Source organism: Paenibacillus sp. OSY-SE (assembly GCF_000283315.1).
GTDB classification, from domain to species: domain Bacteria; phylum Bacillota; class Bacilli; order Paenibacillales; family Paenibacillaceae; genus Paenibacillus_B; species Paenibacillus_B profundus.
The window spans coordinates 52,129-64,905 of the sequence record NZ_ALKF01000197.1; the positions used below are offsets into that span (position 1 = coordinate 52,129).

11 protein-coding genes and 3 pseudogenes are annotated in these 12,777 nt (G+C 46.4%); 7 read left to right on the forward strand and 7 right to left on the reverse strand.

Features of this window, described 5'->3' with window-relative positions:
• Window positions 1–36 precede the first annotated feature (36 nt).
• Window positions 37–1,047 carry a phosphotransferase family protein gene (locus tag A372_RS0123805; RefSeq protein ID WP_019423423.1) on the forward strand — a complete coding sequence of 337 codons (1,011 nt, stop codon included), beginning with the start codon at window positions 37–39 and terminating at the stop codon, window positions 1,045–1,047.
• Between the two features lie 80 nt (window positions 1,048–1,127).
• The gene (locus tag A372_RS0123810) at window positions 1,128–1,616 is read left to right on the forward strand and encodes a hypothetical protein (protein WP_019423424.1); all 489 of its coding nucleotides are present in this window, start codon (window positions 1,128–1,130) and stop codon (window positions 1,614–1,616) included.
• Between the two features lie 63 nt (window positions 1,617–1,679).
• Here the strand turns inward: A372_RS0123810 and A372_RS38805 are convergent.
• The 4 genes and pseudogenes from A372_RS38805 to A372_RS34660 all read right to left on the reverse strand — a co-directional run.
• Window positions 1,680–1,901: pseudogene (locus A372_RS38805) on the reverse strand (transposase); the annotation flags it as partial.
• A pseudogene (locus tag A372_RS39670) lies at window positions 1,898–2,030 on the reverse strand (IS30 family transposase); the annotation flags it as partial. The pseudogenes A372_RS38805 and A372_RS39670, both read right to left, overlap by 4 nt.
• A gap of 218 nt (window positions 2,031–2,248) precedes the next feature.
• A complete protein-coding gene (locus tag A372_RS0123815; protein WP_019423425.1) occupies window positions 2,249–3,400 on the reverse strand; it encodes a DUF418 domain-containing protein in 1,152 nt (383 codons plus the stop codon).
• A 145-nt stretch (window positions 3,401–3,545) separates the two neighbouring features.
• Window positions 3,546–3,995, reverse strand: a complete 450-nt coding sequence (locus tag A372_RS34660; RefSeq protein WP_337484736.1) for a hypothetical protein — start codon at window positions 3,993–3,995, stop codon at window positions 3,546–3,548.
• Between the two features lie 83 nt (window positions 3,996–4,078).
• Between A372_RS34660 and A372_RS0123825 the strand changes: the two genes are divergently transcribed.
• Together A372_RS0123825 and A372_RS36665 are read left to right on the forward strand one after the other, a co-directional pair.
• Complete coding sequence (locus A372_RS0123825; protein WP_019423426.1) at window positions 4,079–4,669, forward strand: TetR/AcrR family transcriptional regulator; 591 nt, start codon at window positions 4,079–4,081, stop codon at window positions 4,667–4,669.
• A gap of 233 nt (window positions 4,670–4,902) precedes the next feature.
• Window positions 4,903–5,339, forward strand: a pseudogene (locus A372_RS36665) (erythromycin esterase family protein); the annotation flags it as partial.
• Between the two features lie 91 nt (window positions 5,340–5,430).
• On the opposite strand, the gene A372_RS0123835 reads toward A372_RS36665, so the two are convergent.
• Window positions 5,431–6,777, reverse strand: coding sequence for a hemolysin family protein (locus tag A372_RS0123835; protein WP_019423427.1), 1,347 nt, complete (start codon window positions 6,775–6,777; stop codon window positions 5,431–5,433).
• 241 nt (window positions 6,778–7,018) lie between these two features.
• Between A372_RS0123835 and A372_RS0123840 the strand changes: the two genes are divergently transcribed.
• Window positions 7,019–7,786: a DUF1836 domain-containing protein gene (locus tag A372_RS0123840; RefSeq protein ID WP_019423428.1), complete on the forward strand. Its 768-nt coding sequence runs from the start codon at window positions 7,019–7,021 to the stop codon at window positions 7,784–7,786.
• 190 nt (window positions 7,787–7,976) lie between these two features.
• A complete protein-coding gene (locus A372_RS0123845; RefSeq protein WP_051004538.1) occupies window positions 7,977–8,840 on the forward strand; it encodes a GNAT family N-acetyltransferase in 864 nt (287 codons plus the stop codon).
• A 103-nt stretch (window positions 8,841–8,943) separates the two neighbouring features.
• Here the strand turns inward: A372_RS0123845 and A372_RS0123850 are convergent, their stop codons facing one another.
• Window positions 8,944–10,344, reverse strand: a complete 1,401-nt coding sequence (locus tag A372_RS0123850; protein ID WP_019423430.1) for a DUF4179 domain-containing protein — start codon at window positions 10,342–10,344, stop codon at window positions 8,944–8,946.
• A complete protein-coding gene (locus A372_RS0123855) occupies window positions 10,344–10,877 on the reverse strand; it encodes a sigma-70 family RNA polymerase sigma factor (RefSeq protein ID WP_019423431.1) in 534 nt (177 codons plus the stop codon). Before A372_RS0123855 ends, A372_RS0123850 begins: the two co-directional genes overlap by 1 nt.
• Window positions 10,878–11,609: 732 nt before the next feature.
• Here A372_RS0123855 and A372_RS0123870 point away from each other — a divergent pair.
• Window positions 11,610–12,635 (forward strand): GNAT family N-acetyltransferase, encoded by a 1,026-nt coding sequence (locus tag A372_RS0123870; protein WP_019423434.1) that lies wholly within the window; start codon window positions 11,610–11,612, stop codon window positions 12,633–12,635.
• The last annotated feature ends 142 nt before the right edge of the window (window positions 12,636–12,777 follow it).

A 12,777-nucleotide genomic window follows, 5' to 3' on the forward strand; every position in this document is an offset into this window, starting at 1 on the left:
TCATAAGGCATCATATACAGACGGGGAGACAATAAATTGACTGCGAAAATATATTTCGCCTCTAATAAATTGGGAGATATCGAGGACCATCAATTACAGCTCATGCTTGACCGATTTCATCTCGGGAAGCTTATTTCTTCGGAAAAAACAGCACACGGCGTGATGGGCCAAACCATGTTTGTCACATCCTCTGCGGGTGAGTTTGTTTTGAAAGGGAATCCCATTTTTCAGGGGCAATTCAAAGAGGAAAAATTCTTTGTAGAGCACTTGGACAAACGGACGAATGTGGCTGTTCCTGCTCCCTATTTGATCGATGAATCGGATGACATTTTCGGCTGGAGCTATTCCTTGATGCCTCGTCTGCCCGGGACGCATCTGAACGCACCGCAATTGCAAGCAAGCCTTCACGCAGAAGACAAAAAAGAAATAGCGCAATTGCTGGCCGCAACCTTAGTCGAGTTACATAGCTGGAAAGTGGAACAATACGGGGAGTTCAATCCCGATAATCACCTGGTGCGCCCCTTTGAAGGCTCCTACAAAACATGGTTGTACAACACCGTTCGATATTGGCTCGATGATGCTAAGAAGTATTCAGTAATTACTGGTAAAGACATGGAATGGGTTGAAGATGTATTGGCAAGCTCGGCTGCTGCATTTGATGAATTGCACTCTCCATGTTTCGTTATGGGCGATTTTAAACCAGAGAACTTCCTGTTGCAGCAAAATACGGATGGATGGCAAGTAAGCGGCGTGTTTGATTTTACCACCTCCTATTTTGGTGATGGAGTGGCGGACTTGCCCCGAATGACTGAATTGTATGTAGAGAACGGGGAAGAAGAGCTGGCAAGACAGTTCCTCACCGTTTATTTCGATGGCTCTGATACCAAAGAGGCCTTCATGGAACGATTCAAAGTCCACATGCTTCATCGCCGGATATTAGTCTGGGGATGTGCCAAAGCGACGAATCAGGTGACTTGGGATAAAGACCTCTCTTTTTCACGTTGGGCCGAAGGATTCATGGAATCAGCGGCGCGCCTCCTGTTATAAGATGACTCCTGAATTCATTGTCACACTTGGAATCGTGTAGGTGGACATTCGTTCTTTTAAACAAGCGGAGGTGTAGTTAGGTGGAGGAACTTCACAAAAAATTCATTGAACAACAATTTCCGCTTAAATATACTACTCTTGCAGTTGCAAGAATGTTAAAAGAAAGATATTCTGCCAAAGAGATCCCTAAGTCATCATTAAGTGACTTGCAATATGATCGGCAAGGGAATTATGAAAAGATAGTTAAGTGTTTCGAAATTGATGAGAAAAAGATTTTGAAACGAGTATTTAGTGATACGGATAAAATGTTTCATGAAGAATATAAGAATGGACGATCACCAAACTCACTTGAGACCGATTGGAGTAAAATACAAGCCGGAGAATTACTCCGTGTAATTCTGATAAGTGATGATGGTGAAACAATGAGTAATTACACAGTGCAAGGAATTTGTACGGCTTTAGTCAACGATCTCACTATTATGCTGGGTATTTCCCAAGAAAAATGTTCGCTAGATAACAACTATTATGTGAAATATCTTCAATTGCTACAATTACGAGGTTATTTGTAGGATCGTAATTGTAGGCTAAGAGGATGGTGCTTAGGCACTGTCCTTTTTTTATATGCCGGATTGTCAAGCCAAGTGCGACAGTTCACTCACGAATGATTCGTACGCCGTTTTCCACCGAAGACATTTTCTTGGTCGGTTATTAATCAATTACATTTCATGTGAAAGTTCTTCCTCTGTGACCCTAGCAAAGACATGTCCCTTGGGCAAGGACTCTCTGAGGAACCCATTGGCATTCTTATTGGTTCTTCTTTGCCATGACGAATAGGGATCAGCGATATATAGTTGCGTTTCAACTCACGAGCAACACTTGAATGGTGGCGTCCTAGTTCTTTCACTGTGACTCGGGTGGACCAGCCTTGATTGCAGGAGCTCTAGCTTCCCCTGTTCGATCATATTAAAATGTGAGTAACTCATGATTGAATTCCCCGTGTAATGGTTGTTGTGGTGACTCCATTTAGCTGGATGGAAAATAAGCGGGGGGTTGACTTTACCATGTCCTATTTCGGTGATAGAGTGGCAGACTTGCCTCGAATGACCGAAATTCACGGAATCAGCTGCGCGCCTCCTGTTATAAGATGGCTCCTGATTTCTCAGGAGTCATCTTATTAAGAAAGGGGCTGCAGCGCGGCCATTTAACCGGAAAGAGAGCGTTTCCGGTCAGCAGGCAGATCGGACAGCCGCCGCCAAGCCCATTCTATCGGACCGACGGTGAATTTACGAAGCCATAGATGAGCGAATACCATCATTAGAGCCGATATAAGTCCCCACATGAAAAAGGTAAATAACGACGAACCAGAGGTTGCTCCGACACCGAATCCCCAGCCATAGAAAATAACGGAAGCGAGAATGTTTTGCAGCATATAGCAGGATAGCGCCGTCTTCCCGACTTCCTCCAAGCGGGATAACAACCAGCCACACCGACTCAGCTCCATCACTTTCGCAATAATCGCTATATAACCGAGTGACAGCACAGGCGCAAATAAATAGCGAACCGGAATATCAAATGAGAGCCCCGGAACAAATATGAGCATGTTCAGCGGAATTCCCAGCCCTAACCCCCAACGCAGCATCTTGCGGCGGATGGCTTGCCCGTTCGTGTCCGCAGCGAACGCGCCGGAACGGAACAATAGGACGCCGCACAAGAAGAGAAACAAATTCATAGGCAGTATTGCGATCGACTCGAACCGGTACATCCAAAATGCTTCAAACCGATAACCGATTTGTTCGAACCATGTGCCTGTTTGGAATAGCGCTATGACACTCTTGAACGCGTCCCCCGTGGACACAGAGGCATTTGCCAAGGTAATTAACGCAAAAGCGGAGATTACCATGAACGAATGCACGATTCCGGTGAACAGCATGACACGAATAATCGTCTTCCGGGTTCGATTCACAACGAATGATACGATGATGGCTGTAACAGCGTAGCTCATCAAAATATCGAACTGCATGACAAGGAAATAATGCAGCAAGCCGTCCACAAGCAGCAAGAATGATGTCCATAAATATATGCCAGGCCAAGCTGTTCCGAGCCGATCCGCCTTCCTCCGCTTCATTTCCAAACCTACGCCGAACATAATCGTCAGCATGCCGAGAAATTTGCCGTTAACGAGAAACATGACGATAGTTGAAATGATGCTGTCCAGTGAGGACCACCAATGCAGGGATGGATCGGGGAAGATGGCTTCCAAATTACCGAGATGGGCGAACAGCCATATGTTCGTGCCGAGCGTGCCGATAATGGCGAACCCTCTCAATATGTCGAGCAATTTAATTCGGTTCATTGTGCGCATCCTTTCTTATTTGCATTGAACCTGCCGGAGCGACAGTCCTGAGCTTGCCATTTCTAGCTTCGGCGCGGCCACAGCGTATAGCTGAAGCTCCAAATAAAGTCGATGATTAAAATGGCCGTCCACAACTGCGCCGTTTTCAACAAGCTTTCTGTTTGATTTGCATTCCCCACGTTATATATGATGCCAAACAATAGTAAGAGGCCGATCGCCCATGCGAGAACATGCCGATACCAGCCGGCGCGTTCCTGTTTGGCGTGTTGTGCGCCATGCTTGACGGAAGAGACAGGGGGCGGGGGGCGCCTGCGAACAAATGCGCGAATCGATCGTCTGCCCATTGGATCATTCGCTTCCCGAATGCGATGGACACGCCGACATATACGGCCGCCAAGCCGTGAAAGGTAGTGGCGGCTGCTCCGTTCTTCAGATCGATAATGGTAAATACGATGAGCAATATATCGATCAGCGGAGTGCAAAACAACAGCACAGATCCCAATGTTCGCTGACGCAGCCGGTATCTTGCGAACAACCCCAATAGGATAAACACCCAAAAACCGATTTCACAAGCTAAAATCAACCATCCGATCATGCTCCCACTCCTTATTTAATACAACTGTGTTATTTAATTTAGCACGGTTGTATTAAAAAGGCAATATCTGTTATACTGTGCTCATGCCTAAAATTGTGGATCATGAAGAACGAAAAGAAAAACTTGCGGAGGCCACCTGGCGGGTTATCCGCCGGGAAGGAATGGAGCGCGCATCTGTGCGCACCATTGCGATGGAAGCCGGAATTTCGGCGGGATCGATGCGCCATTATTTTTCCACCCAATCCGAACTGTTGGCCTTTTCAATGAAACTGGTATCCGATCGGGTGAAAGCCCGCATCAGAAGCAGCGAATTTTCGGGGAACCCCCTTGAAGATATCCAGCGGATCATATATGAGATATTGCCCGTAGATGAAGAGCGAAGTGCAGAAATGGAGGTGTGGCTCAGCTTTACGGCAAAGGCACTCGTAGATCCGGCTCTTCAATCTTTAAGCAATGAAGTGTACGATGAGCTGAGAGCGACCATTGCGCACTGCATAGACTTCCTTATTGATTCTGGCTTGGCGCGTCCCGAGCTTAACCGGGAGATCGAATCGGAGCGTTTGTATGCGCTTGTTGACGGCTTGGCCATGCACGCTGTCATGCAGCCTGGCCGCGCTACTCCTGACGTGCTTAAATCTGTTGTCTTGCATCATTTAGAGGCTCTTTGCCAATGATCCGATCGCTTTGTTCGGGGATTCGTTTAGGCGATAACAAAGTGGGGAAGCACAGGACAGAAGTCAGCCCTAATGCGTATATCAGCATTGGGGCTGACTTCTCCTTTAAGTGACAAACGGGGTCATTCACTTCGATTTTATCGGTAATATATGGTAACCAAAAGCTTTATCAAGTAACGCGCTAGCCTCTTGACGAAGCAAAGGTTTCACTGCACTTGTGTCGCAAGGAATTGTGGACCCAGGAACACATGGGAAAAACGATTGTATGGGCTCACAATGGACACATTGCAAAAACAAATATGCTGCCGCAAGTATATGCTGGGCAGCATTTGGCAGAGTATTACGGTGAACACTATGTATCTATCGGAACCTCCTTATATGAAGGCCAGTTTAATGCTTTAAACTCGAATAATGAGGTTGTTGCCAATCAAATACAAGCGGACGATCTAAGCAGCTTTAATTATACTCTTGGAATGCGGACCAATACTTTGTCGATGTGCGCAAGGCAAGCGGGGTAACGAAAGAATGGTTGAACGAACAGCGTCCTTTTGCAATTGGATTTGCAAGTGCCGATCCTAGTAAACCTAGCTATGTGGACATTTCGTTAAGTCAGGCGTTTGACATCCTCATTCATATTCAAAAAGCGGCCGCCTCTCAGCTTAACAGCTAGAGCACAAAATGAGGGCATCCGGTGTTCGGATACCCTCTCATTGCAATAAGTTCTTGACAACAAGCACATACTTGGTTTCGAAGGTTGTGCATTAATGAATAGAGCAGTTTTGTTCCACTGGAGCATCTTCGCTATCTGGCGCAGGTTTATTTTCTTCAATGATCACTTCTATTTTGCGGATCCGGTTTTTGCTTATGTCCCGAATAATCATTTTGACATGTTCATATTGGATTTCTGCGCCCGGCTGAATATCGGGGAACTCGCTGAATACCCAGCCTCCGATAGTGTCTACCTCTTTATTTTCGATAATAATTCCGGTAAGATTGCTGAATTCGTGCAGATTCACCTTGCCATCGATCAAGTAGCAGTTCTCATCCAACTTCTCGATATCTCTTCGTTCATTAGTGTCAAATTCGTCTCGTATTTCTCCGACAATCTCCTCGAGGATATCTTCGATCGTAATCAAGCCAGATGTTCCTCCGAACTCATCTACAAGCAACGCAATATGAACCCGTTTTTGCTGCATTTGCTTTAGCAACGATTTGATTGGAATGACTTCGGGCACAGTGAGAATCGGATGCACCAGCTTCTTGAAGTCAAAGTCCGGATTGTTGTCGTATTCTAAGAAGAGCTGCTTCGTGTTGATCATACCTACAATATGGTCTTTACTGTTGATTGCGACCGGAAAACGGGTATACTGTTCTTTGCGAATAATGGTCATATTCTCTTGCAGGGAACGATTTGTATATAAACAGATCATGTCTGTGCGTGGCACCATAATTTCTTTGGCCAGCAACTCATCAAAAGCGAAAATTCGGTTCACATAACCAAATTCGGTGTTGTTGATTTTTCCGCTTTGATAGCTTTCGGACAAGATGATTTGAATTTCCTCTTGAGAATGTGCTTCTTCATGCTCCTTGACCGGCTTCAATCCGAACAGACGGATTAGCAGGTTGGCGGAACCGTTGAGGATCCAAATGAAAGGATACATTATTTTATAGAAATATATAATCGGTTTAGCTGTTAGTAAGCTGATAGCTTCAGCCTTCTGAATCGCCACTGTCTTGGGAGCAAGCTCGCCGATAACGACATGCAGGAATGTAACCGAAATAAACGCAATTAAGAATGACATGACATGGCTGATATCGCTTTGAATGTGCCATTTGTCAAAGAGGGGGCGCAGCATGGCTTCTACTGTAGGCTCTCCTAACCAACCTAGTCCCAAGGCTGTAATGGTGATACCCAGCTGACATGCCGACAAATATCCATCCAAGTTGCTAGTTACGCGTTGAACGGCCAATGCATTTTTGCGTCCTTCCAGCACGAGTTGATCCACACGACTGGAACGGAGCTTTACAATAGCAAACTCCGTAGCGACGAAAAAGGCGGTCAACACAATGAGTATGGCAACTATGAATAGATTAAATCCTATGCCCATATTACTTTGTCTCATCCCTTTTTATATTAGATTTTGGAGTTCATTTGAACTAATTATACGAACTTATAAATAGATATACAAATAACCGCTTCAAACATTGAAGGCTAAACCAGCACGTTAATTCCGTTAAATAGAGTCAACGCATTCATTTTCTTAGTTTTACTGTTCTTTACAAGCGATTTCTAATGGTGCTATGATTGGTTCACATGAACTTGTAATATGCTGTGAGGAGGGAAGCATGATGGAGTCAATGACGCTTACGAGAAAAGAGATGTCATCCTTATTGCTTTCGCTGCAAGGAAACCACGAACAGTCGCCACTAACTATTCTACAAACGGCGTGGTCTAAAAATCACCAGCAAGCCTGTCAGAAGGGCGCTTCGCTCCCTGCTTTTTTGACGACGGAGATGCGTCCTGTCATTGAGAAGGTCATCCAGGGTATCCAATTCAACGGTTTTTCTTTGCAAGAGATTGCAGATCTCGGGAGTCTGATCGAGTATTCGAATGTTTCGATTACATCCATACAGAATTGGGTCAAACGTGACTTTAAAGAGTTATTTGTCATTAAGGAAGGAAGAAAATATTCCATTAATCAAGCCGCTTTATTGTTTATTATTGATGATTTGAAAAGCAATTTGGATTTTCTTTCTATCCGCAGGCTATTCCATACTTTGTTTTTTGGCAGGGAAAAGGACATTATTGAATTTATTGAGCCTGTTCAGTTCTATTATGCATATTCTACCATGTTCGAAGAATTGGATGCGAATAATGACCAGATGTTCGATATTGTCGGGCATACTTCGACCGCGAATTCCCAAGATACGCTATTAGATAATATGGTGAAGGCATACGCCGATCGAGTCGCCCAGTCGATGACGGGCATATCCAAGGCCCAGCAAAAAGGGGTAAGCAATATTCTTGTCATCTCGGCCCTTTCCGTTCAAACCTCCTATTTGCAAGCGGTAGCGAAACGTTATTACAATGCGACGGTATTTCTTGATTTCGATTGATGACCTTTGGTCATCTTTTTTGAACCGATGGGAGACGAGCTCGCTTTCATTAATGAAATTATCAAGTCCTTCGGATATGTGAAGAACGTTTTGAAGGATTAATATGGAAACTTGTCTAATATATTAATCAAGTATGAGCCAATAGATTGTTTTTACTTATGATGAAAGGTGTGGTAGGTTGCGGCAAGGGTTGATATGGAAGCAAGGACTGGACGAACAAGAACAGGCGGAGATTCGTGAACTGGCTGAAGCGTGTGAAGAGCATGACGGCATCCGATTGAAGCTGAATTGGGATATGCTGCAGGCACGGCCGGCGGATCAAATGAATGATGTGCTTTATTACAAGGATGGCAAGCTGGTGGCGTTCCTTGGCATCTATATCATTATTCCGGCGGAAGCAGAGCTGAGCGGAATGGTGCATCCCGATTATCGCCGGCAAGGGATGTTTATGCGAATGGTGGAAGAAGCGTTTGAGCAGTTATCTCGACGGGGGCCGAAGGAAGTCATTTACATCTGCTCGCGGGATTCCGCTTCCGGCGTTGCATTTCTGCAGCGGCGCGGGTTGCCATATGCGTTCTCCGAATACGTGATGGAGCGGAAAGATGCTGATAATGCGCCGCTGCCAAGCGGGCAGCAGCGGGAGATTCATTTGCGCGAAGCTGGGGCTGATGATGTGACCATGTTGGCTGAGCTGAACCGGGTCGGCTTCGGCCTGCCGGAGCAGGAAGCGGATGACTTGGCGACGGCGGCGCTATCGACGCGGGAGCTGACGTACATCATTGAGAGCGGCGGCCGAGCCGTCGGCAAGCTTGGCGTGCTGCTTGAGGGAGATACGGCGTTCATCTATGGCTTCTGTATGCGCCCAGAGGAGCGGGGCCATGGATTAGGACGGGCCGCTCTTGCCGGGACGATCGAGCGGCTGCGGCGCGAGTTGAACATCGCGTGCTTCGAGCTGGAGGTAGCCGTCAGCAACGAGCGCGCGCTTGGATTGTATGAGTCGTGCGGCTTTCGCCGGACGAATGTCATTGATTACTACAAGGAAGCGCTATTATAGCCATAACACGACACACCCCCTAGAGACACTGAGATATGCTCAATGTCCATTCTAGGGGGTGTCTTTCATCTGTGGCCCAGACAACTTCCATGACGCCATGCTGTTACTGTATAGGGATTTCGAATTCGAGCTCCTTGAAGAAGGTGGCCTTCCTCATTTTGCTTGTATAGAATTTGATTTCTTTGTCTTTTTGCAGTGGCTGATCATCACATTCCATAACGTACGAATATATCCCATTTTCTACTTTCAATAACTTGGTTCTATACCAGACGCGCTCACCGTCTTGTATAAGCAGTATGGCGTTTGTTTGATCTTCCGGGGAGTTGCCCTCAACATCATAGTGCAGCACCGTCTTATCCGGGTTGAACGCAATGCTTCGTATCGTAATCGAACCGATTTCTCCTTGCTGTACGGTTACCGGCAAAGCATTCGGATCCAGTACAACGGCGTTGTCTCCATAGCGTTTTCCGGAATAATAGGGCTTGAATATGAGCTTTTTGGCATGCTCGGGCAATGGGGCGTAATCAAATACAAATTCCATGGTCACCGTGTTATTATCGGTTTGAACACTCGCTCCTCCTTTACCGCCCATCGATGGAATAATAAATCCGCTCTCATCCGTTAAGATATAGGAACTATTCCATCCACTCCAGTTTTTCTTATGTTTATCCGGCGAGGTATCCTCTGCAATCTTGAATCTCACTTCTGTTCCGAGTGGCGTCGAGATTACGGATTGAAGGGTGATAGAGCCCTTTCCATTCTTTATTTGCTTCGTTTCCATCGGAACTATTTTTAGGGTTTGTGAATCATTGAATTTGACAGGGACGTTGAACTCCCAGTTCCCGCTTACCTCTCCCACCTGCTTGATTGAAAATGGAACGGTGAACTCGTCGGGCAGCTTGGTGTCACGCTCCGCTTCCAAGCCATAGACAGATTCGAACTTCAAAATTCCAATATTTTGCGCTGGCGTTTTTGAAATCATCCATGTCGCTTTATGCGTCCATATGTCGCTCACATCAGCATAATAGTCACGTAATTCAATCTCATATCTGTCCCAGCTGTTGTCAAGCGCAGGTAATGCATTGTCCGATTCCTCCTGGATTCCGAGCACGACCTGGACGCCGTCGTACAATACCTCTGTAATGGTAAGGGTAATGCCCTGATCGGCGGCGCTTAAATGAGCCGGCGCGGACAATCCTTTCCGGTTCGCATTTTGGAGGCCTTCATCACCGAGCGTTTCAAAAATTTGACCGATAAACGGCACTTTTTTCAGTGTCTCCGCCATTACAGGGGAGATGAAGCCGGACGCCAGCGTGCCGCCAATGATAAGGATGACGGCGGCAGCGACCAACCATGGCTTGCGGCTACGCGTTTTTCTTCGCACAGGCACAGCGTCAAGGGATTGAAGTGTCTCTTCCAGCCGCGTCTTCACCAGCTCGGGAAGCTCCGAGGCACATCCTGCCGTTAACCGCTGACGAATTTCTTCATCCACTTTGGACTCCATCAGGTTGTCAGCTCCTTTCCGCTGCCGTTAGTGACATTCAATAGTTCGGCCAGTTTTTGACGCGCTCGGTAGAGGCGCGATTTGACCGTGCCGATAGGCTGATCCAGCATGTCGGCCACTTCTTTGAGAGGCAAATCTTCAATATAAAATAAAGTGACGACAATGCGCAGGTCTTCCTCCAGCGAATCGACAATCTCTTGGGTCTCAATATGCATGTAATCGTCTTCTTCCGCACGCGCATGCTGAAGTTCGATAAACGGTACGGTCTGTTTTCGCTTCCGCAAAATTGATCGGCATTCGTTCACCAATATCCTAACGAGCCAAGTTTTGAAATACCGCGGTTCCCGCAATGTATGAATAGAGCGGTACGCTTTCAGCACCGCTTCTTGAATTGCATCCGCACAATCCTCGTCCGAAGATACAATGGATTTGGCTATTCTGTAAAGGGAGGCTTCATGAGCCCGAATGAGCGTTCCGAACGCATCCTTGTCGCCTTGGCGGACCCGCTCTACTTCATGCTCTAGCTGCTGCAATGTTATAATCTCCTTTGTGACTTACTGCAAAATTTCCGTTCGCTGTTCAGGATGCGGCCGGGGAAACGATCACCTTCCACAATTCCCCTTTATTATTGATCGTACCTTTGACGGTCGGCTTTCCTTTTTTGGCAAACGTATATTCATCATATTCTACGGATACCTCATAACCCTTCAAGTCCAAATTGAAGTATTGTTAACGCTTGCTTGGCGTCGTCCAGCACTTTCGGGTCAAGATCGGCTAAAGTTATTTTATTGATCTTCTCCCCCTGCTTCTGTTGTTACGCTCCGTAAGCAATGTTGTGCACCGGCAGAGCGGATAGGCTCGTCATAAATAGACCTGCAGCAATCGTTGCGGAAATTAATATTTTATAAGGTTTCATATTTAGTTCCTCCTCGTTAAATTGCATCTAATACATTAGAGTCGGTTGTGGAGCGGGGAGGTTCACGCAATATGAAAATTTTGTTTACAGCTATTTTATATTTATGATAGATTTGGAGTTAGATATTGGAAAGGGGAATTTATACTTCATGCCAGTTTCTTTGTAATGGTTGCCAAATAGCACAAAAATTCCGTGTTTGAACAACGGGAGAAGTGTGCCCTTTTGACCCATTACAAGGACTCAGCGAAAGTATTGCATATACTTGCGGAGTGCCTATTTGGGGCACTCCGTTTTTTGTTGGACAAATGCGGATACAGAAATTTCATTCACTTTGAGAGGTGTTTTATAAATGAGACAACAGCTTGGTTTTGCCACGGAATCGTTACGATTGAGAGAATTCACAAGGGCTGATATTCCCGCTTTATATTCACTGACCCGTCAAACGGAAATTACGGACATACTCCCGGACTGGAACATGTCCGAAGAGGAGATAAGGGGATTTCTGGATTTCGTCATCTCCTCTTACGACACCTATAATCCGGATAATGTCAGAGTTCTGTTGGCCATCGAGCACAGGCAAGACCGGAAATTAATCGGCTGGTGCGGGGTATTTCCGAACGAAATGCTGCCTCAAGCGGAGCGGGAAGTCGCTTATGCGATATCGAAGGATTATCGAAGCAAGGGGTATACGACAGAAGCGGTGCAAGGAATGATTTCATATGTATTTCATCACTCGACCCTTCCAGAAATCGTGGCCGTCGTCAAGCCGTTCAATGCGGCCTCAAGAAGGGTGCTTGAAAAGTCAGGCTTCGAACATCAAAAGCTTATTAGGCTATCCGATAATTCGGAGTATAACTATTTCATCATGCAGAGGAGAGATACTAAGATGGTTGGAGAAATACGAGAAGAAGATATTGAGCCCTACTTGGACATTCTCGCCGAGGTCGAGCATGTGAACCTGAACCGCAGCAATCCAGAGCACGAGCAGTGGCTGCGGAGACGGATTAGCACGCATTTTCGCCGGGGCGCCAAGTTCTATGGTTATCAGGATGAAGAGGGGGCGGCCGGAATTGTTGTCATGTTGCATGAAGAAGCGCCAGCAGGAATAGACGCGCTAGGAGCTAGAGCCGAAGTCCTTGATATCGGCGTGAGCAAGCAGCATAGAAGAAAAGGGATGGGCTCCATTCTCCTCAAGCATGCGGAAGCTGTTGCGAGAAGCCGGGGAGCATATTGCATGTTCATGATGACATACGCGGAGGATTATGATGTCATCGCTTTCTACGGAAAAAATGGCTTCGTTCCGGTTGCCACCATTCCCGATGTGTTTGGACCGGATCTGGAAGGAACTGCTGTGCTTCGTAAAGTTCTGCGATAAGTCATTTCGCAGAGGCAACGTGCCAGCTCCGCTTGATGGGAAGCGGAGTTGCATTGATTTACACGCTCGAAGCTGTCCCCGTTGGAAAACATACAGTCAAATGTGCGGAGAGTGCGATTAAATCGGATGCGGACTGGAATTT